Raw genomic sequence first — 20,417 nt, forward strand, 5'->3', positions numbered from 1 at the left:
GGCTGAGCCCGGAGCAGGCCACTGGCCGCAAAATTCCCGCGTGCGGCGGTATACTCGCCAGCTTTCGAACCGCACCCGGGAATCCGCCATGCAGCAAGTCCTGCTCATCGTCGATGTGCAATCCACCTTCAGCCCCTCCGAGAAACTGGTGGATGGCATCCGCGTGCTGTCGGCGAACATTCCCACCATCGCCTCGATCGAACTGCACGACGAGCAGGCCACCCCGTTCCAGCGCCAGCTCGGCTGGCACCCGGCCGCTGAGGATGTGGCCCTGGTCGAGGCGGACAAGGTGTTCATCAAGCATGGCTATGGCCAGACCGCCGAGACACTGGACTACATCAAGCAGCTGGGCGTCGAACGCGTGCTCGTGTGCGGGCTGCAGACCGAAACCTGCGTGCTGGCTGCCGGCTTCGCCCTGTTCGATGCAGGCCTGACGCCGACACTGGTCACCGACCTGACCATGGGCTCCTCGCTGGACCGTTCCGGTCAGCTGGGCATCGACCTGTGGAAACACCACTTCGGCCACGTCACCACCGCCGCCGAAGTGCTGGCAGGGCTGCGCGCCCCGCGAGACAACCCATGACCCCCAAGCGCGTATTGATCGTCGAGGACGACGCCGATGGTGCAAGCATCCTGGAGGCCTACCTGAAGCGCGACGGTTTCGAGGTGGACATCGCCGAGGACGGCGCCCGCGGGCTTGCCCTGTTCCGTCAGCGCACGCCGGCGATCGTGCTGCTGGACATGATGCTGCCAAAAATCTCCGGCCCGGAGCTGCTGACCGAGATCCGCCGCAGCGCCGACACCCCGGTGATCATGGTCACCGCCATCGGCGACGAGCCGGACAAGATCGGCGCCCTGCGCTACGGCGCCGACGACTACGTGGTCAAGCCTTGCAACCCCAAGGAGGTGGTGGCCCGGGTACACGCGGTGCTGCGCCGCTACGGCACGCCGGCAGACAATCGCCAGCGCCTCGAGTGTCAGGGCGTCTGGGTCGACGCCGAGCGCTTCGTGGCCGGAGTACGGACCCGCGATGGCGAGGAGCAGGTGCTCGACCTGACCCGTTCGGAACTGCTTCTGCTCGCCGCGCTGCTGCGCACACCGACCAAGGCCTTCAGCCGCGAGGAACTGCTTGAGCTGTGCATGCCCGAGAGCGATGCGCTGGTGCGCATCATCGACACCCACGTGCACAACCTGCGGCGCAAGCTCGAAGCCCTGGGCATCAGCGGCGTGCTGGTGACCGTGCGCTCCGTTGGCTACCGGTTCCGCTGACCGCTTATGCGCAAACGTCCGCTGTGGCTGTGGGTCGGCCTGAGAATGACCCTGCTCGCCGTCGGCGCGGTGATCACCATTACCGTGTGCATGTACCTGTACTTCTGGATCAGCGACTACCTGGTGCTGCAATCGATGCGACCCGAGGACCGCGCCGCGCTGGTGGCCGGCCTTGCCGATGTGCCGCGCAACGAGTCCAGGCTGTGGCAGTTGCTGCAGACCTACTACGACATCCACGACTTTCTTCCCGGCCCCGGTAACAGCATCGACTGGCTGGTGCTCTACGGCTTCGTCATCGTGATCATTCCGTTCACCTTGATGGTCGGCCTGTACCTGTCCAGGCCGCTGTCCCGGCAGTTCCGCCAGATCGCCGTAGGGGCACGGCGGGTGGCCGAGGGCGACCTCAGCGTGCGGGTCAGCCAGCACCCGCGCCAGCCCAAGGAAATGCAGCGCCTGTGCACCGACTTCAACAAGCTGGTCGAACGCCTGGCGCTGTATGAAAGCGAAGTGGCCGAGTCGAGCTCCAACCTGGCCCATGAACTGCGCACCCCGCTCAATGCCGCGCTGGGTCGGGTGCAGGGCATGCTCGACGAGGTGTTCCCGCTGTGCCCTGAGCAATTGCGCCTGGTGCAGAACCAGCTGTACAACCTCAACACCCTGGTGGGCGACCTGCACCTGCTGTCCCTGGCCCATGCCGGGCAGCTGCCCCTGCACATCAGCCTGTTCTCCCCGGCCAGGCTGGTCGAGGAGCGTCTGGCCTGGTTCGCGCCGCAATTCGAGGCCGCCAGGATGCAGTTGCACACGGCGCTTGCCGATGACGTGGTGATCGAGGCCGACCCGGCGCGGATCGGCCAGTTGATCAACATCCTGATCGAGAATGCCCTCAAGTACGCCTCCGACGGCCGCGAGCTCAGTGTCGCCGTGCGCCAGGCCAAAGACTGCGTGCAGCTGGAATTCCTCGATCGTGGGCAAGCGGTCGAGCAGAAGGACCTGGGCAACATGTTCGTGCGCTTCTGGCGCGCCGAACAGTCGCGGGCGCGGGTCAGCGGCGGCGGCGGCCTGGGCCTGTCGATCGCCCAGGCGATCTGCGAGGCCCATGGCGGCCGCATCACCGCACATCGCCGGAGCGAGGGCGGGCTGGCACTGCAGGTGACATTACCTCTGGTCACGACAGCCTGAAGGCTTGACACGTTGCCGTGTAGCAGCGGCCTTGCACCGCGAAAGGGCTGCGCAGCACCGCAAAAACGCACCCGATCACCAACGCAGCAGTCGAGGCCCTGCCACCGCCCCGACGACGGTCGGCAACAACATCCCCAGCAGGTACCACAGCCCCCAGAACGGTACTCCCATTTCCGGGCAGTGCAGGCAGTACACGAGGGTCGCGGTGGATCCGGCGAGCAGCCCGCCAGCTGCGCCGGCCTGGCGCAGCCGGGTCGGTGCCAGGCCGCGCAGGGCCCAGAACACGGCGGCGAATACGGGTGCCGAGAGCAGGGCTATGTTCAACGCGCAGGTGCGCCAGGTGCGGCCGAAGATCAGGTCGGCGCGGGCCTCCACCGGCGCGCCGGAAAGGCTGACGGCTGCCCCCAGCCACACCAGCAGCAGCGGCAGGCCGAGCAATCCCCACAGCGCGCCACCGCGCACACCCGGCCTGGCCAGGCGCTGGGTCAGCCAAAGGGCCAGCAGGCCCAGGCTGGTGGGCAAGGCCAGCTTGGCCCAGAACAGCGGCGTGCTCGCCACCTCGGCCAGATCGCTGCGCACGCCGTAGATGGCAGCGGTCATCAGCAATGCGCCCAGCATGCCGGCCAGCAGCGCCAGCAGCAGCCGTCGCGCCAGCACGTGACGATCCACCGGCTCTGCGGCGGTCGCCAAAAGGCTGATCAGCTCATCGGTCTTCATGGTCGTCTTTACCTCGAATCAACCTTCCCAGGGCCTTGAGCCCCCGGTGTATGCCCACCTTCACCGCCGAACTGGACAGCCCGGTGAGACGCGCGGTTTCCTCCACCGACAGCCCTTCCAGCTTGACGTGGACGATGGGCAGGCGCTGGCGGTCGGGCAACAGCCCAAGCAGCTTGTTCAGGTCCCGGCGAGCCTCGGCCGGCGCTTCATCAGCACAGGCGAACAGCTCGCTGTCGTCCTCCAGCGGCTCATGGCGTGCCTCGCGCCGGGCCTGGCCGCGCCAGTGGTCGGCCAGCTTGTAGCGGGCGATCGCCTGCACCCAGGCGGTCAGCGGTTGCTGCGCCTGGTAGGTGTGACGGGCATTGTGCACCGCCAGCAGCACATCCTGCAGCAGGTCCTCGACCTCGGCCGGTCGCTGCGCCAGGCGCCGACGCAAGAAACCACGCAGGTGCACCGCCAGCGCCGCGAGAAATTCGCGATAGGCCCCGGCGTCACCGGCCAGCCCAAGCAACAGCAGGGCCTGCAAGTGTGACTCGCGTGCACTGAGCACATCCTGTGGGTTAGTTCGTTGCATCGGCCGCCAGGGTTACACCGTCTGTGGGTTTCTTTTTTATCCAACCATCGCCGCAACGCCATACGCAAGCACCGACGCCACCTCCTTACCTTAGGAGGCCGGCGCAGGTGGCGAAAAATATTTTCGCAGGCGCTGTAACCGCCTCGCCCATCACCGCGAACTACTCCATGAGCCGCCGGTACATCACCACGGCCCCACCTTCTGGAGACGACACCATGAAAACCCTCGCCCTCGCCACCGCCGCCCTCGCCCTCGCCTCCCTGGCAGGGGCAGCCGTGGCCGACGACACCACCAAGGCAGCCACCATGGAGAAATGCTACGGCGTGGCCATGGCCGGCAAGAACGACTGCAAGGCCGGCGCCGGCACCACCTGCGCCGGCAGCGCGAAAAAGGACTACGACGGCATGCACTGGAAAAACGTACCGACCGGTACCTGTACCTCGATCAAGACCCCCAACGGCATGGGTTCGCTGACCCCAGTCAAATCCTGAGCAGAGGCCATCGACCATGAACGGGAATCAGCCGATGGGCGCAGGGCTCGGCTTGAAGGCCGAGCACTATGACCAGGCCTGGACCTGCCACGCCGAGGGGTTGTGGTTCGAAGTCCATCCGGAGAACTACATGGTCGGTGGCCCTCGCCTGGCCTGGCTGGAGCGGATGGCCGAGCGCCATCTGCTGTCGCTGCACGGCGTGGCACTGTCACTGGCGGCGGATGCCGAACCTGACGCCACGCACCTACGGCGCCTGCGTACCCTGATCGACCAGGTACACCCGGCCCTGGTGTCGGAACATCTGGCCTGGTCGACCTGGCGCGGCCAGTACCATCCTGACCTGCTGCCCTTTCCACGCAGCGACGAGGCCCTGGCCCGTATTGCCGACAACATCCAGCGCACCCAGGACGCTTTGGGCTGCCGCATCTCCATCGAGAACCCCAGCCACTACCTGCATCTGCAGGGTCATGACCTGGATGAGATCGACTTCTTCGCCGAGCTGGTGCGACGTACCGGCTGCGGCCTGTTGCTGGACGTCAACAATGTGTACGTCAGCGCCCACAATCTCGGCTTCGACGCCGCCGACTACCTCGCCCGCTTCCCTGCCCAGGCCATCACCGAGATCCACCTGGCCGGCCACAGTCACGACGACCAGGGCGCTCTGCTGGTCGATTCCCACGATGCCGCCATCGCTGCGCCGGTGTGGTCGCTGTACCAGCAGTTGATCGCCCGCATCGGTCCGCGCCCGACCTTGATAGAACGCGACGGCAACATCCCGGCGTTCGACGAACTGCTCGCCGAACGCGCCCTCGCCCAGGCCACCCTGGACCTGGCAGGAGCCTTGCCATGAACCTCAGCCTCGGACAGTTCCAGAACGCCTTCATCGACGCCCTCTATCAGCGCCCCGCGCCTGAGCTGGCGACACTGACGGCGCAGCCCGCGTTCGCGGTGTATCGCAACACGGTGCTGTCCGGTTGCGTCGAGGCCCTGCGCGCCAACTTTCCCAGCGTCGAGACCCTGGTCGGGCAGCAATGGATGCACGACGCCGCCGCGGAATATGCCCGGCAATCGCCGCCCTGTGATGTGCGGCTGATCCGCTATGGCGCGGCGTTTCCGGCATTTCTCGAGGCGTTGCAGCCCGTCCATGGACTTAGCTACCTGGCGGATGTCGCACGGCTGGACTTCGCCTGGTGCGAAGCATTCAGCGCCGACGACGATCCCTGGCTGAGATTGGCCGACCTGGCCGGCATGACCGCCTCGGACCTCGAACACAGCCAGTTGAGCCCGCGCTCCGGCGTACGCTGGCACTGGTTCGACCAGCATCCTGCCTACAGCCTCTGGCAGCACGGCCGCGATGGCAGGCCCTGGCCCGAGGACCAGCCCTGGGTGGCCGAAGGCGCCCTGCTCAGCGGCGACCGCGAAGGCGTCGTCCACCAGCCGTTGAGCCTGGGGGGATGCATCTTCCTCGATGCCTGTGCCGCCGGCTACTCATTGGACAAGGCCTCGCAGTTGGCCCTGCACGCCCAACCCAACCTGGACTTCAGTGACCTGCTGGGCAGGCTGCTGAATGCCCGGGCCTTGCGCCCGCTCGCCTTCACCTGAGGAACACGCCATGGACATCAGCCACGCCAGTTCATCGCCCCACGGCCTGCGTTTTTACTGGAACCGCCTCGCCGAACAGCTGCAACGCCTGCTTGGCGACAGCGTCCTGTGCCTGGTCGCCCGCCTGGGCATCGCCTCGATCTTCTTTCTGTCCGGTCGGACCAAGGTCGAAGGCCTGCTGAGCATCACCCCCGGCACCTACGAGCTGTTCCAGAGCGAGTACGCCTTGCCGCTGGTGTCACCCTGGCTGGCGGCGCACCTGGCGACCTACGCCGAGCACCTGTTCCCATTGTTGCTGGTGCTCGGCCTGTTCACCCGGCTGTCAGCCCTGGCCCTGCTGGGCATGACCCTGGTGATCGAGATCTTCGTCTATCCGGACGCCTGGCCCACCCACCTTTCCTGGGCCGGCCTGCTCCTGCTGCTGATCGCCCGGGGCGGCGGTGCACTGTCCCTGGACCGGGTATTGCGCTTGCGTTAAGAAAAAAGGGTCGCCAAGCGACCCTTTTCATTCATTCGAGCGACTCGGCTCAGAGCCCTGCCGCCCGCGCCCGCGCCGCGTGCAGCTTCTTGTAGCTCTCCACCAGGCGCAGGTGGCGATCCAGTCCCTCGAGCTGCAGGTTGGTCGGCGTCAACCCATGGAACCGGACGCTGCCGTCCACCGAGCCCAGCACCGCGTCCATCCGCTCATTGCCGAACATGCGACGGAAGTTGTGCTCGTAGTCGGCCATCTCCAGCTCATCGTCCAGCACCACCTCCAGCACCACGTTCAACGCCTGGTAGAACAGCCCGCGCTCGACGGTGTTGTCGTTGAACTGCAGGAACATCTCGACCAGCTCCTTGGCCTCCTCGAAACGCTGCAGCACCAGGTGGATCAACAGCTTCAGCTCGAGGATGGTCAGCTGACCCCACACCGTGTTGTCGTCGAACTCGACGCCGATCAGCGTGGTGATGGTGGTGTAGTCATCCACCTCGGCGTTGTCCAGGCGCTTGAGCAGCAGCTTCAGCGAACGATTGTCCAGCTTGTGCAGGTTGAGGATATCGGCACGGAACCCCAGCGCGCGGTTGGTGTTGTCCCAGATCAGGTCCTCGACCGGGTAGATCTCGGAATAACCCGGCACCAGGATGCGGCAGGCAGTGGCGCCAAGGTCGTCGTACACGGCCATGTACACCTCCTTGCCCAGGTCCTCGAGGATGCCGAACAGGGTCTGCGCCTCCTGCTGGTTGGAGTCCTCGCCGTGCCCCGAGAAGTCCCACTCGACGAACTCAAAGTCGGCCTTGGCGCCGAAGAAGCGCCACGACACCACGCCGCTGGAATCGATAAAGTGCTCGACGAAGTTGTTCGGCTCGGTCAGCGCGAGGCTGTCGAAGGTCGGCTGCGGCAGGTCGTTCAGGCCCTCGAAGCTGCGGCCCTGGAGCAGTTCGGTGAGGCTGCGTTCCAGCGCCACCTCGAAGCTCGGGTGGGCGCCGAACGAGGCGAACACGCCGCCGGTGCGCGGGTTCATCAGGGTCACGCACATCACCGGGAACTCACCGCCCAGCGACGCGTCCTTGACCAGCACCGGGAAGCCCTGCTCCTCCAGCCCCTGGATGCCGGCGACGATGCCCGGGTACTTGGCCAGCACCTCCTGCGGCACGTCCGGCAGGCACAGCTCGCCTTCGAGGATCTCGCGTTTGACCGCTCGCTCGAAAATTTCCGAAAGGCACTGGACCTGTGCCTCGGCCAGGGTGTTGCCGGCGCTCATGCCGTTGCTCAGGTACAGGTTCTCGATCAGGTTGGACGGGAAGTACACCGTCTCGCCGTCCGACTGGCGCACGAACGGCAGCGAGCAGATGCCACGCTCCTTGTTGCCCGAGTTGGTGTCGTACAGGTGCGAGCCGCGCAACTCGCCATCGGGGTTGAAGATCTGCAGGCAGTGCTCATCGAGAATCTCGGCCGGGAGCGCGTCCTTGGGTCCTGGCTTGAACCACTGCTCGTTGGGGTAGTGCACGAACGCCGCGTTGGCGATGTCCTCGCCCCAGAACTGGTCGTTGTAGAAGAAGTTGCAGTTCAGCCGCTCGATGAACTCGCCCAGCGCCGAGGCCAGCGCCGCTTCCTTGGTCGCGCCCTTGCCATTGGTGAAGCACATCGGCGACTGCGCGTCGCGCACGTGCAGCGACCAGACATTGGGCACGATGTTGCGCCAGGAGGCGATCTCGATCTTCATCCCCAGGCCCGCGAGGATCGCCGACATGTTGGCGATGGTCTGCTCCAGCGGCAGGTCCTTGCCCGGAATGTAGGTGCTGGTATCCGACACCGGCATCAGCAGCGCCTGGGCGTCGGCGTCGAGGTTGTCGACCTGCTCGATGATGAACTCGGGGCCGGTCTGCACCACCTTCTTCACGGTGCAGCGGTCGATGGAGCGCAGGATGCCCTGGCGGTCCTTCTCGGAGATGTCCTCGGGCAGCTCGACCTGGATCTTGAAGATCTGGTTGTAGCGGTTCTCGGGGTCGACGATGTTGTTCTGCGACAGGCGGATGTTCTCGGTCGGAATATCGCGGGTCTGGCAGTACAGCTTGACGAAGTACGCCGCGCACAGCGCCGACGACGCCAGGAAGTAGTCGAACGGCCCCGGGGCCGAGCCGTCGCCCTTGTAGCGGATCGGCTGGTCGGCGATCACCGTGAAGTCGTCGAACTTGGCTTCGAGACGAAGGTTGTCGAGAAAATTGACCTTGATTTCCATGCGCAGGGGTACCAAAAGCGGGCGGGAACGGATAAATGGCGGGCATTATCCGGGATTTTTGCCGGAAAGTGTTGGCCTGCGACGAGCTGGGGATTGCTGCCCCTCGCAAAAGCCAGCCGTGCTTACTACGCTGGGTCATCGACAGGGAGAGCGAGACGACAATGCCCCATCACGCGACACTTCAGCAGGCCGGTTACGTCCTGCTTCGCCAGGCCGTCCCCCGGGGATGGCTGGAAGAACTGCGCCATGTGTTCGAGGCCGGGGTGAAACCTGCGCGGCAGTGGCCAGTGCCGCGCGCCAGCGACTGGCGTCACTCGCAACTGGACTGCGCCAAGCGGGTCCAGGCGGTCTGCCGCCTGCCGCGGTTGCTGGCAGCGGTGGGCGCGCTGATCGGCGAACGGTTCTTTCTCTACCAGGTGGAGGGCCGTGCCCCCGTGGCCGGTGGCGGCCACCAGGCGCTGCATCGCGACCTGTCGATGCAGCGGCCGGGCGACCTGGTGGGTGTCATGGTCTATCTGGACGACTACGGCCCGCACAACGGCGCCACCCGCATTGTCCCTGGCAGCCACCGGCCTGAACCTGGCGAGACGCCCTTCGACTACAGCGACGAATCCCGGAGCCTTCACCTGTCGGGGCGCGCGGGGGATGCCCTGGTGTTCGATGTAGACCTGGTGCATGCCGCCAGCCTGAATGCCAGCGGCGCACCGCGCCGCGCCCTGCTCATCGGCTATGCCGCCGAACCGCTCCAGGTGGCACTTCAGCAAACCGAGTATTTGCGCAATGTGCACATGAACACGCAGGAATGCTTCGAACCCTCGGACTACGTGTTCACGGCACCATGACCGGGAGCCTGCCATTCACCCGAATGATGGCCTTAAGTCACACAGCGTCGATATCGACGCCATCCCAGGCGATGTTGTTCAGCACGCTTGACGTTGTCATGCGTCACGTAGTCGCTCAAGTCGACACAACATCACCTGGCGCAACACTGCGGCGGCTTCAGGCTACCTGGTGAAGCCGCTTGATCACCGGTTGCTGGCGCTGGCGGACCTGCCAGATGTCGTAGTCAACCTGAATCGTCAGCCACAGCCGCGCCGTGCTGATGCCGGCCATTTCCAGGCGTACCGCCAGATCCGGAGAAACCGCCGCCCGGCCATGAAGGACCCGCGACAGCGCCTCCCGGGAAAAGCCCAGGTGCTCGGCGAATGCCTTCACCGTCAGGCCCAGGGTGGGCAGGACATCTTCACGCAGGGTTTCGCCGGGGTGAGGCGGGTTGTGCATAGCCATGATTTGGCCCCTTGATCAGTGGTAGTCGAGATAGTCGACCAGTTCGACATCACAGCCTGTGAAACGGAACACCAGGCGCCAATTGCCGGACACGCTTATCGACCAGAAACCGAGCCGCTCTCCTTGGAGCGGGTGCAACTGCCAGCCAGGCACACTCATGTCCTCGGCGACCACGGCACTGTCGAGAAACAGCAACTGTCGCCGCAGTCGCTGGACATGGGCAGCCTGAATCCCGCGGGTATTGCCCGTTTCGTGGAAGAGCCGCAGGCCTTTGTGGCGAAAGCTGATAATCATGGGGCACGCATCCGTTCCATGCGACAAAACCCGAGTGTGACCCCATGCGTCACACATGGCAAAGTATCATATGTGACCCTATGCGTCACACCCTGCCGATGAAAATGTCGCACTCGGCCTCGTAGAGCTGCCAAAGGCTGTGAAGCGTCGAAGTACATCGCCATACTCGTACGATCAGCCGTTCAGAAGACAGGACAACTCCAGTGATAGCCAACCTGGCCTCTGTACATGGATGCAAGACTTCAGGAGCGACAAGATGACCGCCCCAGCCTTCACCCCAGAGCACCTGGCCAGGCACGTTGGCAATGGGCCGATCGACAAACAGGTCAGAAACTGGCTCGCCACACTCTCCAGCGCGGAGCGCATCACCTTTTTGAAGGGCCTGTGGTCTACCAATACCCGCTACGCCCTGTTGCTGACACAAGGCGCCAGACTCTCCCGACAGGAAAATGCAGCATTGCTCCGTCACTGGCTGGAGTCAGGCAACCATAATGCAGCGCAGGCACTGATCAGTTATTTGGAACCCGTTCTCGGCAAACGGGTGTTCTGGCGTATCGCCGCACAATCGGCACTCACCGAGGCGATGGGCGACTTTCTCAACTATCACAGCCAGGGTCGGCTGGACGCCGAGCGCTCACCGCCAACGGTTTGCACATGAATACCCGGGAGAAACCATCCACCTCTGCGCGATGGGTTTCGCGGTAGCCGAGCTTCTGATAGATCCCTATGTTCTCCGTCATCCGCTCATGGGTGTAGAGCCTGATCGCCGCACACCCTGCTGCACGTGCATGGGCCTCGACAAAATCGAGCATGTGTCGACCGATACCTTGCCCTTTGCAGGCAGGTCGTACGGCAACGTTCACCAGCAGCAGGTCGCCCTTTTCACGGCGTACAACAACAACGCCAGCAATACGCCTGGCCTGCATGGCCACGAACACATCGTCGTCACGCACGACCTGCGCATAGTCATCCAGCATGGGGGCCGGCTTACGACCGACTCGTGCGATGTAGGGGCTGTACGCTTCAGCGACCAACTCTGCTATTTCGCCAGCATCTTCCACACGGGCCGGACGCAGGGTGACGACAGTGCGCATCGTGTCATCCCTGAGAGGCGGCGCCATGGACTGGCCACAATACCGCCTGTGCAGCCACTACATAGCCCTTGCTGCTATCGAAGGTCACGCTGGGCGAACCATAAAGCTGATAGCCCAAGGCCTGGATCTCGGAAATCCGCTGGCAGAAACTGGCGTCGTCCTTGCCGGTGATCAAGCGATAGACCGGCAGGCCATTGGGTGGGGTCGAGGGCATCTGAGTATTCCTTTCATGGCAGGCGTCTATCGCGTGCGGGGCCGGGCATCATGCCATAGCTAGCGTGTCGATTCGCCTCGGTGGGATCTGAGCGGGCATGCTCCATAAGGATGGCACCGGCTGCGCCGGTATCGCGGGACAAGCCCGCTCCTACAAGATCTATGCTTGGCTGGAAATCCTGTCGCAGACACTGCACAGCACCTGTAGGAGCGGGCTTGCCCCGCGATAGCGCCAGTGCAGCCACCCACGCAGCCAACGTCAATCATCGCCAGACATGCCCACTTCAACCACTACATTCCACGCGAGATGCGCAAACTCAATGGTGTGTCTGCACCTGAACTGGCACCTGCACCTGCGCCAACGCGGAGTCCAGCAACGCGCGCACGGTTTCCATCTCGTGCACCGCCGTCAGCGCCAGCGTTGCACCAAGCGAATGCGGATGTGAGGCCAGCACCGACTGATGGGCCACGATCAGGGCGCAACGCACATATTCTGCGGCCTGGATCAGGGTGTCTTCAAGGTGATGAGGGGAAGGATTGGATGGCGGTGGATCGGGGACGATCTTCAACATTTCGACTTCTCCTGCGGTAAGGATACGCCGCCATCCTTCCTTTGCAGTGGAAGGGTGGCGGCTACGTACAGGCTGCAAAAACCGGGGCAGAAGAAGGTAACCCGGCAGGTCCGAAGACCTCCCGCACGCAGCCACCATGAAACAAGCCTCCAGGTGCTTTGATGCACCTGGGGCCTGGCAACGGCGTCCTTCTTCTTTGGCTCGGGTTTGCAGACCCGGTCGCTGAATTGGCAGCGACCGGGGGAGCCTAGGTTGCAGGGAGAGCCGTAGCAATGGCTGAAAGGCGGCAAAAGGATGATTCGGAAATGGACTACAAGCAATGAGGAAAAACTGATTGCCCAGCATCAGAAGTCGCAGGCTCAGTCACCGCCTTTCGCCCGATCCCGTGCCGGACACTGCGCCCGGTGCAGGTTCAACGCCGTATTGATGATCCCGATATGGCTGAACGCCTGCGGGAAATTCCCCAGCATGCGCTTCCCCGCCGGGTCGTACTGTTCGGCCAGCAGCCCCACGTCATTGCACAAGCCCGTCAGTCGCTCATACAGCACCTGCGCCTCGTCCTGCCGCCCCAGCAGCACATACACATCCGCCAGCCAGAACGAACACACCAGGAACGTCCCCTCCCCCGGCGTCAGGCCGTCGCTGCAACTGTCGCTGTCGTAGCGCAGCAGCAGGCCGTTGCGCAGCAGGCGCCTTTCGATCTGTTCCAGGGTGCCCAGAAAGCGTGGATCGTCGGCCGGCAGAAAGCCGGTCAGGGCGATCTGCAGCAGACTCGCGTCCAGCTCCGTCGAGCCGTAGGCCTGGACGAAGTGCCGGCCGCCGGCGTCCAGCCCGCGCCGGCAGACCTCGTCACAGATCTCGTCCGCCACCTGGCGGTAATGCCGGCTGCGCTCACGCCCCTCCTCGGTGGTGTCGGCCAGGCCCGCCGCCCGGTCGAAGGCAACCCAGGCCATGACCTTGGAGTGCACGAAGTGCTGGCGGCCGCCCCTCACCTCCCACAGCCCCTCGTCCGGCTCTCGCCAGATGCCTTCCAGGTACGGCAGGATCGCACGGGCGATGGCTGCGCCGCGCGAGTGGCGCGGCAGCCCGCCCTTGATGGCCTGGGTCATGGCGTCGGCCAGTTCGCCGTAGATGTCCAGCTGCAACTGCCCGGCGGCGGCATTGCCGACCCGAACCGGTTGCGAGCCCTCGTAACCCGGCAGCCAGGGCAAGGTGAACTCGGGAAGATCCCGCTCCCCCGCCAGGCCGTACATGATCTGCATCTGCTCGGGGTTGCCGGCCACCGAGCGCAGCAGCCATTCGCGCCAGGCCTGGGCCTCGTCGAAGTAGCCCAGGTTCATCAACGCCAGCAGGGTCATGGTGGCGTCGCGCAGCCAGCAGTAGCGGTAGTCCCAGTTGCGCTCGCCGCCGACGCGCTCGGGCAGCGAGGTGGTGACGGCGGCGACCATGCCGCCGGTGGGCGCGTAGGTCATGGCCTTGAGGGTCAGTAGCGAACGACGTACCCGGTCGGTGTAAGGCCCGACATCAGGGCAGCGGGCGGCGAAGGCGCGCCACTGCTCCAGGGTCTGTTCGAAGTCGTGGTCAATGTCGCATTCGGGCTGCACGGGCAGGTGCGAGGCCTGGTGGCAGAGGCTGAATACCTGGCGCTGCCCCGCGCCCACGCGAAAACGGGCGACGCTGTGGTGGTCGCGGCCATGGATTTCGGTGCTGCTGCGCAGGATCAGCCGATCGGGACCGGCGACGGCGCTCAGGGTCAGCGGGTCGATCTTTTCCACCCAGGGCACACTGCGGCCGTAGTCGAAGCGCAGCACCAAGTCCATCTCGAAGGCCGTCTCGCCGGCCAGGCCCTCGACGATGCGCAGCACGGCGTTGCGCTCGCCCAACGGCATGCAGTCGAGCACCCGGGCGCGACCACTGGCGGTGGTCCAGGTGGTCTCCAGTACCAGGGTGTCGTCGAGGTAGCGGCGCGCGCTGTGCTCGACCGGGTCGCTGGGGGCGATGCGCCAACGTCCGTTTTCCTCGTTGCCCAGCAGCGCGGCGAACACCGCGGGAGCATCAAAGCGTGGCAGGCACAGCCAGTCGAGGGCGCCGTCGCGGTTGATCAGGGCGGCGCTACGGCAGTTGCCGATGAGGGCGTAGTCTTCGATGTGGGCGGGCATCTCGGAGCCTCGGGAGGGAGGTTGAGGTTGGATGCCGGAGAGGGATTCAGGGTTCCGCTGAAGTGCTCTCGGGGTGGAGTAGAAGTTGTCGATATCGATGCTCAGGAACATTGATCCACGACATTGAGCCACTCTTTTCCTGTGCTAGAAATAGCGGGCCAGAGGCTGCTTACAGGAATGAGCATGCCTCTGCCCATGCGTAGCCATTACGCAGGATCAATCCCCTCAACAAGGACGTTATATGAAGATCGTCGGACTTTCCGCAATACTGCCGTCACGCCAAGTCACCAACCAGGACGTCATCAACCTGGTCGAACAACACTCCAGGGACACCTTCCAGGAGGACTTGCCGAAAACCTTGAAGACCATCGGCAAGTTGCTGGAGAAAAGCGGCAGCGACACCCGCCATTGGCTGGCGGCTGACGAGACGCCGATGGCCCTGATGGAAGCGGCGTTCGACGCGGCGCTGGCCCAGGCCAATATCAGCAAGGCCGACCTGGACCTGCTGATCTATCCCAACGTCACCCGTGGTTTCATCGAACCGGCCAACAGTACCTTCATCGCCAAGGCGCTGGGCCTGAACTGCCGCAACTTCGATGTGGTCGATGCCTGCAACGGCTGGGTGACGGCCATGGACGTCATCAACAGCAAGATGCAAGCCGGTGAAATCCGCTACGCCGCCATCGTCAACATGGAGTTCGGCATGTCGGAAGGCGGGCCGGTGATGCCCAAGAACTTCTCGCTGCAGTCGCCGGCCGAACTGGCCTACAAGTTCCCGAGCTTTACCATTGGCGAGGCCGCCGTCGTCACCATCCTGAGTAACGAGGCACCGGGGAACTTCAAGTTCTCCTATATCAACCGACCTGATCTGAGTGACTTGTCGACGATCTCCTTGCCGGACTGGAAGCTGTTCTGCAACGAGGCCGATATCGCCAAGATCGAACCAACCGGTGGCCAGTACCAGTTCAACTCCTATGCCGCCGCCTTGCATGAAGACGGGCGCAACGAAGCGATGAAAGTCTTCAACATGCAGAACCTCACCGCGGACGACGTGCACAAAGTGTTCATCCATACCGGCTCGCCAAAGATGTGGGAACACATTGGCCAGATGATTGGCGTCGATCACAAGTTGCATCACGTCGGGCACAAGACCGGCAACATCATTACCGCGTCGATTCCCTTCGGCATCTTTGATGCCACGAGCCGGGGCGAAGCCGAGCCAGGCCAGTTCTGCATGGGCTGGGCGGGCAGTGGCGGGATGGTGTTCTCGGCGCTGTCGTTTACCTTGTAAGGTTGCTTTGAAGACCTGCCGCCGTGCTGCGACGGCGGCAGGTCGCGATCCCCGCTGGCGTCACCCCAGCGTGTGCCACTCGCGCTTATCCCGCGCCAGCAGTTCGTCGCCGGCCCCGGGGCCATCCTCCCCCGCCGCATACCCGTGCACTTCACCGCCCTCGGCCGCCCAGGCATCGAGGAACGGTTGCACCGCGCGCCAGCCGTTCTCGATGTTGTCGGCTCGCTGGAACAGGGTCTGGTCGCCGGTGAGGCAGTCGTAGATCAGCGTCTCGTAACCGGTCGCTGGGGTCATCTTGAAGAAGTCCTTGTAGGCGAAGCCCATCTCGACATTTTCCATCACCAACTCCGGCCCTGGGCGCTTGGCCTGCAGGTCGAACCACATGCCTTCGTTGGGCTGGATCTGGATCTTCAGGTAGTTCGGCTTGGGCCGCTCCAGCTCGCTTTCGCGAAACTGCGCGTAGGGCGCCGGCTTGAAGCAGATGGCGATCTCGGTGTCGCGCACGCTCATGCGCTTGCCGGTACGCAGGTAGAACGGCACCCCGGCCCAGCGCCAGTTGTCGATCATAACCTTGAGGGCCACGTAGGTCTCGGTCTGGCTGTGCGGGGCGACGTTGGCCTCCTCGCGATAACCGGGCAGTTGCTTGCGGCCCTGCTTGCCGGCGCTGTACTGGCCACGCACGGAATTGCGCAGGGCCATCTTGTGCGACCAGGGGCGGATGGCGCCGATCACCTTGGCCTTTTCACCGCGCACGGCGTCGGCGCCGAAGGCCGCCGGTGGCTCCATGGCGACCATGGCCAGCAACTGGAACAGGTGGTTGGGCACCATGTCGCGCAGGGCGCCAGTGTTGTCGTAGAACGCCCCGCGCGTCTCGACGCCGACAGTTTCGGCGGCGGTGATCTGCACGTGGTCGATGTAATGATTGTTCCAGAACGATTCGAACAGGCCGTTGGAGAAACGGCTGACCAGGATGTTCTGGACGGTCTCCTTGCCCAGGTAATGGTCGATACGGTAGATCTGCCGCTCGTTCATCACCTTGAGCAGGCGGGCGTTGAGCGCCTCGGCGCTGGCCAGGTCAGTGCCGAAGGGCTTTTCCACCACCACCCGGCGAAAGCCACCGCCCGATTCGTCGAGCAGGCCGGCATCGCCCAGGCGCTGGGCCACCTCGGGGAAAAAGCGTGGCGAGGTGGCCAGGTAGAAGATGGCGTTGCCGTGGCGCGTCTTGTCGATGCGCCGGGCCAGGGCCTGGTAAGTCTGCGGATCGAGGAAATCGCCGGTCTGGTAGTCCAGGCGCTTGGCCAGGCGTGCCCAGAGCTTCTCGTCCAGGCACTTGCCGGCATCGCGCTCGGCCATGAAGGCATGCAGGCGCTCGGCGAACGCCTCGGCCGTGGCGGCATTGTGGTCGACTCCGACGATGCGCATGTTGCGATCGAGCAGGCCGTCACGGCTGAGGTTGTACAGCGCCGGCATCAGCAGGCGCTTGACCAGGTCGCCGCTGGCGCCGAACAGGAACAGGGTGCAGGGCGGCGCAGCGGGGATGGTCGATTTGCTCATTCAGTCCTTCTTCTTCTCGACGTGGCCGCCAAAGCCCAGGCGCATGGCGGAAAGGATCTTGTCACCGTAGGTGCCCTGCTGCTGGCGCGAGCGGAAGCGGGCGAACAGCGCGCTGGACAGCACCGGCACCGGCACGGCCTGCTCGACGGCGGCGTCGATGGTCCAGCGGCCTTCGCCGCTGTCGGACACCGAGCCACTGAACTCGGTCAGTTGTGGGTCGGCGACCAGCGCGTCGGCGGTCAGGTCCAGCAACCAGGAGGTGACCACGCTGCCGCGGCGCCACACTTCGGCGATCTCGGCCACATTCAGGTCAAAGCGCTGGTCCTCCGGCAGTTCCGGGCCGCCCTTGCTGCGCAGCAGGTCGAAGCCTTCGGCGTAGGCCTGCATCAGGCCGTACTCGATGCCGTTGTGCACCATCTTCACGTAGTGGCCGGCACCGGGCGGGCCGGCGTGGATGTAGCCGTGCTCGGCGCGCTCGTGCTCGCCGCTGCGGCCCTGGGTGCGCGGAATGTCGCCGACGCCCGGGGCGAGGGCCTTGAACAGCGGCTCCAGGCGCTCGAACACCGCCTTCTCGCCGCCGATCATCATGCAGTAGCCACGGTCCAGGCCCCACACGCCGCCCGAGGTGCCGACGTCGAGGTAGTGCAGGCCACGCTTGCCCAGTTCGGCGGCGCGGCGCACATCATCCTTGTAGAAGGTGTTGCCGCCATCGATGATGGCGTCGCCCGGCTCGAGCAGGTCGGCGAGCTGGGCGATGGTCTGCTCGGTGATTTCGCCCGCCGGCAGCATGACCCATACTGCCCGCGGCGCCTTGAGTTTCTGCACCAGCGCACCCAGGTCGTGGGCGCCCACGGCACCTTCGACTTCCAGGGTGGTGATGGCTTCGCGGTTGCGATCGTGGACCACAGTGCTGTGACCTGCGCGCATCAGGCGCCTTGCGATATTGCCGCCCATGCGGCCAAGCCCGATGATTCCCAGTTGCATGTGACGACGCTCCCGTTGGTTTTGCTTTACAACAATTGACGATTTCAGATTAGTCCAGCGTTCTGGCGGAGGGTTCACCGACGAACGGGGCGACAACGATAAACAAAAAAGTTCCCAAGGGCCTGCGAAGAATTCAGAATGCGCGCCGCGCGAAGCGACTACGCTTCAAATTGTCACCAGCCATGCGAGGTGTGCCATGGGTACCCTGATGCCAGCCACTCCCACCCAGACCCTCTACGTCACCGTGCGCCGCGACGAGCTGCGCCAGTTGAAGGACGAACGTGACCAGCTGCGCCAGCAGGTCGCCCAGCTGAACCTGCTGCTCGAGCAGGCCCGCGTGCACGGCAAGGCAGCCGGTCTCTGATTCACCCTTCCTGTGTGGGAGCACCTTGGCTCCCACCCGCTCACTGACGCCCTTTCTTGTTGCCGTATCGCGCCCGTAGCGGGTCGAACCCTGACGTAGCGCTGCGACCCTCATATTTTGCAACAACTCGCCAACGTTTGCGCGGGCAAACGTCCGCGAGAAACATGACCAACGGGTCACTTTTCTTGCATTTGGTCTCCTACACTACAGTTTCGGCCCGCGTTTTGCTCATAAAAAAGTGACGTAAAAAAGTCGAACTTTGCAAAGCACGGGCAGGTCAGGACTTAAGTGGGCCGGTGCAAAAGGACTTCCTCACGCCAGGCCCGCCCACCCCAACCAGTCCATACGTCTTTCGGCCGGAATGCCGAACGTGCCGTGCCTGCGCGCACGAATCTGGGGCAAGGACCGCACTACGAAGATGCAACAACGATCAGAGAGCACACCCACGAGCCAACGTTAAGCACACACCAGAACAAGGGACGGAGAGAAGTATGATCAGTGCCGCTGTCGAACCTCACGTAGAATCATTCAACCCGGATAGCCGCGAGCCGCTGCCAGCGGCGCTCGCTCCGACAGTCAAGGCACCCGGCGCCCAGCGCCAGCACAATCCGAACAAGCGCAAGATCCTGTTCGTCACCTCGGAGATCGCCGACCTGGTCAAGACCGGCGGCCTGGGCGACGTGTCCTCCGCCCTGCCCCGCGCCCTGGCGCATTTGCACGATGTGCGGGTACTGATCCCCGGTTACCGGCAGGTAATGGAAAGCGACAACCCCATCCATATCGTCGGCGAACTGGGTGGCCACGCAGCCCTGCCACCGTGCAGGATCGGCCGCATGGACCTGGCCGACGGCCTGGTGATCTACGTGCTGATCTGCCCCGAGCTGTACCAGCGCGACGGCACGCCCTATGGTGCCAACAACGGCCGCGACTGGCCCGACAACCATATCCGCTTCGCCCGCCTGGGCTTGGCGGCGGCGGAAATCGCGGCTGGCGAAGGCATGGCCCACTGGCGCCCCGACCTGGTGCACGCCCACGACTGGCCGGCCGGGCTGGCCCCGGCCTACATGCACTGGCGCGGCTTGAGCACCCCGACCCTGTTCACCATCCACAACCTGGCCTATCAGGGCGTGTACAGCCGCGGCTGCAGCCCGGAGCTGGCGATCCCCGACCACGCCATGCAACAGGAAGGCATGGAGTTCTACGGCAAGCTGTCGTTCCTCAAGGCCGGCCTGGCGTACTCCAGCCACATCACCACGGTCAGCGCCACCTATGCCCGGGAGATCACCACCCCCGAGTTCGGCTGCGGCCTGGACGGTTTCCTGGCCAGCAAAGCGCAACAAGGGCTGCTCGGCGGCATCCCCAACGGCATCGATGAAAGCTGGGACTCGGCCACCGACCAGCACCTGCACCACAATTTCAGCCTCAACGACTGGGCCGGCAAGGCGCGCAACGCCCAGCAGGTACGTGAGCTGTTCGAACTGGAGCCGTCGGACGGTCCGCTGTTCGCCGTGGTGTCGCGGCTGGTCTACCAGAAAGGCCTGGACCTGACCCTGGGGGTGGCCGACTACATCGTCCAGCAGGGCGGCCAGATCGCCATCATCGGCCGCGGCGAACCCGAGGAGGAACAGGCCATGCGCGAGCTGGCCCTGCGTCATCCGGGCCGTATCGGCGTGCGTATCGGCTTCAACGAGACCGACGCCCGGCGCATGTTCGCAGGCAGTGACTTCCTGCTGATGCCGTCGCGCTACGAGCCTTGCGGCCTGAGCCAGATGTACGCCCAGCGCTTCGGCTCGCTGCCAGTGGCGCGCAACACCGGTGGGCTGGCCGACACCATCGAGAACGGTGTCACCGGCTTTTTGTTCGACGATTCGACCGTCGACAGCTACCGCGAGGCCCTGGCCCGCGCCTTCTACGTGTACGGCAAGAAGAGCCTGTTGAACGCAATGCGCTGCCTGTCGATGACCCAGCCGTTCAACTGGTGCCAGGCGGTGGAGCCCTATGCACGCCTGTACGAGGACTTGGTCAAGCAGGCGCAGCACAGCCACTACTGAGC

23 protein-coding genes are annotated in these 20,417 nt (G+C 64.4%); 12 read left to right on the forward strand and 11 right to left on the reverse strand.

Going from position 1 to position 20,417, the window contains the following annotated elements; translation table 11 throughout:
• The first annotated feature begins 88 nt into the window (after positions 1 to 88).
• From K5H97_RS18240 to K5H97_RS18250, 3 genes are read left to right on the forward strand one after another with little or no spacing between them, the layout of a single operon-like run.
• Positions 89 to 583: a cysteine hydrolase family protein gene (locus K5H97_RS18240; RefSeq protein ID WP_028692555.1), complete on the forward strand. Its 495-nt coding sequence runs from the start codon at positions 89 to 91 to the stop codon at positions 581 to 583.
• A complete protein-coding gene (locus K5H97_RS18245; protein ID WP_028692556.1) occupies positions 580 to 1,269 on the forward strand; it encodes a response regulator transcription factor in 690 nt (229 codons plus the stop codon). Before K5H97_RS18240 ends, K5H97_RS18245 begins: the two co-directional genes overlap by 4 nt.
• Positions 1,270 to 1,275: 6 nt before the next feature.
• Positions 1,276 to 2,448, forward strand: a complete 1,173-nt coding sequence (locus K5H97_RS18250) for an ATP-binding protein (RefSeq protein WP_028692557.1) — start codon at positions 1,276 to 1,278, stop codon at positions 2,446 to 2,448.
• Positions 2,449 to 2,523: 75 nt separating this feature from the next.
• Here K5H97_RS18250 and K5H97_RS18255 read toward each other — a convergent pair whose 3' ends face one another.
• Both K5H97_RS18255 and K5H97_RS18260 read right to left on the reverse strand, forming a co-directional pair.
• Positions 2,524 to 3,165 carry a DUF1109 domain-containing protein gene (locus K5H97_RS18255; protein WP_028692558.1) on the reverse strand — a complete coding sequence of 214 codons (642 nt, stop codon included), beginning with the start codon at positions 3,163 to 3,165 and terminating at the stop codon, positions 2,524 to 2,526.
• A complete protein-coding gene (locus K5H97_RS18260; protein WP_028692559.1) occupies positions 3,152 to 3,739 on the reverse strand; it encodes a sigma-70 family RNA polymerase sigma factor in 588 nt (195 codons plus the stop codon). Before K5H97_RS18260 ends, K5H97_RS18255 begins: the two co-directional genes overlap by 14 nt.
• 215 nt (positions 3,740 to 3,954) lie before the next feature.
• Between K5H97_RS18260 and K5H97_RS18265 the strand changes: the two genes are divergently transcribed.
• The 4 genes from K5H97_RS18265 to K5H97_RS18280 are packed head-to-tail and all read left to right on the forward strand — an operon-like array spanning position 3,955 to position 6,310.
• A complete protein-coding gene (locus tag K5H97_RS18265; RefSeq protein WP_028692560.1) occupies positions 3,955 to 4,230 on the forward strand; it encodes a BufA1 family periplasmic bufferin-type metallophore in 276 nt (91 codons plus the stop codon).
• A gap of 16 nt (positions 4,231 to 4,246) precedes the next feature.
• Positions 4,247 to 5,080 carry an MNIO family bufferin maturase gene (gene bufB / locus K5H97_RS18270; RefSeq protein ID WP_028692561.1) on the forward strand — a complete coding sequence of 278 codons (834 nt, stop codon included), beginning with the start codon at positions 4,247 to 4,249 and terminating at the stop codon, positions 5,078 to 5,080.
• Positions 5,077 to 5,832 carry an HvfC/BufC N-terminal domain-containing protein gene (locus tag K5H97_RS18275; protein ID WP_028692562.1) on the forward strand — a complete coding sequence of 252 codons (756 nt, stop codon included), beginning with the start codon at positions 5,077 to 5,079 and terminating at the stop codon, positions 5,830 to 5,832. The genes bufB and K5H97_RS18275 overlap by 4 nt, the downstream gene beginning before the upstream one ends.
• A 10-nt stretch (positions 5,833 to 5,842) precedes the next feature.
• Entirely contained in the window at positions 5,843 to 6,310 is a 468-nt protein-coding gene (locus K5H97_RS18280) for a DoxX family protein (RefSeq protein ID WP_096049848.1), read from the forward strand.
• Between the two features lie 49 nt (positions 6,311 to 6,359).
• On the opposite strand, the gene K5H97_RS18285 is transcribed toward K5H97_RS18280, so the two are convergent.
• Positions 6,360 to 8,552 carry an OsmC domain/YcaO domain-containing protein gene (locus K5H97_RS18285; RefSeq protein ID WP_028692564.1) on the reverse strand — a complete coding sequence of 731 codons (2,193 nt, stop codon included), beginning with the start codon at positions 8,550 to 8,552 and terminating at the stop codon, positions 6,360 to 6,362.
• Between the two features lie 161 nt (positions 8,553 to 8,713).
• Here K5H97_RS18285 and K5H97_RS18290 point away from each other — a divergent pair, with 161 nt between their 5' ends.
• Positions 8,714 to 9,394, forward strand: a complete 681-nt coding sequence (locus K5H97_RS18290) for a phytanoyl-CoA dioxygenase family protein (RefSeq protein WP_028692565.1) — start codon at positions 8,714 to 8,716, stop codon at positions 9,392 to 9,394.
• A gap of 157 nt (positions 9,395 to 9,551) precedes the next feature.
• On the opposite strand, the gene K5H97_RS18295 is transcribed toward K5H97_RS18290, so the two are convergent.
• Both K5H97_RS18295 and K5H97_RS18300 read right to left on the reverse strand, forming a co-directional pair.
• Positions 9,552 to 9,839, reverse strand: coding sequence for a HigA family addiction module antitoxin (locus tag K5H97_RS18295; protein ID WP_028692566.1), 288 nt, complete (start codon positions 9,837 to 9,839; stop codon positions 9,552 to 9,554).
• Positions 9,840 to 9,854: 15 nt separating this feature from the next.
• Positions 9,855 to 10,133: a type II toxin-antitoxin system RelE/ParE family toxin gene (locus K5H97_RS18300; RefSeq protein ID WP_028692567.1), complete on the reverse strand. Its 279-nt coding sequence runs from the start codon at positions 10,131 to 10,133 to the stop codon at positions 9,855 to 9,857.
• A gap of 256 nt (positions 10,134 to 10,389) precedes the next feature.
• Between K5H97_RS18300 and K5H97_RS18305 the strand changes: the two genes are divergently transcribed.
• Entirely contained in the window at positions 10,390 to 10,791 is a 402-nt protein-coding gene (locus tag K5H97_RS18305; RefSeq protein ID WP_028692568.1) for a hypothetical protein, read from the forward strand.
• On the opposite strand, the gene K5H97_RS18310 is transcribed toward K5H97_RS18305, so the two are convergent.
• From K5H97_RS18310 to K5H97_RS18325, 4 genes are all read right to left on the reverse strand, one after another.
• Complete coding sequence (locus K5H97_RS18310) at positions 10,730 to 11,227, reverse strand: GNAT family N-acetyltransferase (RefSeq protein WP_028692569.1); 498 nt, start codon at positions 11,225 to 11,227, stop codon at positions 10,730 to 10,732. The two genes, K5H97_RS18305 and K5H97_RS18310, sit on opposite strands and share 62 nt — an antisense overlap.
• Positions 11,228 to 11,231: 4 nt before the next feature.
• Complete coding sequence (locus tag K5H97_RS18315; RefSeq protein ID WP_028692570.1) at positions 11,232 to 11,441, reverse strand: DUF1737 domain-containing protein; 210 nt, start codon at positions 11,439 to 11,441, stop codon at positions 11,232 to 11,234.
• A gap of 316 nt (positions 11,442 to 11,757) precedes the next feature.
• Positions 11,758 to 12,012: a hypothetical protein gene (locus K5H97_RS18320; protein WP_028692571.1), complete on the reverse strand. Its 255-nt coding sequence runs from the start codon at positions 12,010 to 12,012 to the stop codon at positions 11,758 to 11,760.
• 359 nt (positions 12,013 to 12,371) lie between these two features.
• On the reverse strand, positions 12,372 to 14,171 hold the full coding sequence (locus K5H97_RS18325; RefSeq protein WP_028692572.1) for a glycoside hydrolase family 15 protein: 1,800 nt from the start codon (positions 14,169 to 14,171) through the stop codon (positions 12,372 to 12,374).
• Positions 14,172 to 14,412: 241 nt separating this feature from the next.
• On the opposite strand from K5H97_RS18325, the gene K5H97_RS18330 reads away from it, so the two are divergent.
• Positions 14,413 to 15,462, forward strand: coding sequence for a 3-oxoacyl-[acyl-carrier-protein] synthase III C-terminal domain-containing protein (locus K5H97_RS18330; RefSeq protein ID WP_028692573.1), 1,050 nt, complete (start codon positions 14,413 to 14,415; stop codon positions 15,460 to 15,462).
• 60 nt (positions 15,463 to 15,522) lie between these two features.
• Here K5H97_RS18330 and zwf read toward each other — a convergent pair whose 3' ends face one another.
• Together zwf and gnd are read right to left on the reverse strand one after the other, a co-directional pair.
• Positions 15,523 to 17,016 carry a glucose-6-phosphate dehydrogenase gene (zwf, locus tag K5H97_RS18335; RefSeq protein WP_028692574.1) on the reverse strand — a complete coding sequence of 498 codons (1,494 nt, stop codon included), beginning with the start codon at positions 17,014 to 17,016 and terminating at the stop codon, positions 15,523 to 15,525.
• Positions 17,017 to 18,036, reverse strand: coding sequence for a phosphogluconate dehydrogenase (NAD(+)-dependent, decarboxylating) (gene gnd / locus K5H97_RS18340; protein WP_261401123.1), 1,020 nt, complete (start codon positions 18,034 to 18,036; stop codon positions 17,017 to 17,019).
• 160 nt (positions 18,037 to 18,196) lie between these two features.
• Between gnd and K5H97_RS18345 the strand changes: the two genes are divergently transcribed.
• Positions 18,197 to 18,364 (forward strand): DUF6026 family protein, encoded by a 168-nt coding sequence (locus K5H97_RS18345; protein WP_172402379.1) that lies wholly within the window; start codon positions 18,197 to 18,199, stop codon positions 18,362 to 18,364.
• Positions 18,365 to 18,855: 491 nt separating this feature from the next.
• The gene (gene glgA, locus K5H97_RS18350) at positions 18,856 to 20,415 is read left to right on the forward strand and encodes a glycogen synthase GlgA (RefSeq protein WP_028692576.1); all 1,560 of its coding nucleotides are present in this window, start codon (positions 18,856 to 18,858) and stop codon (positions 20,413 to 20,415) included.
• Positions 20,416 to 20,417: the final 2 nt, after the last annotated feature.

Origin of the sequence: Pseudomonas mosselii (genome assembly GCF_019823065.1) — a bacterium.
Lineage (GTDB): Bacteria > Pseudomonadota > Gammaproteobacteria > Pseudomonadales > Pseudomonadaceae > Aquipseudomonas > Aquipseudomonas mosselii.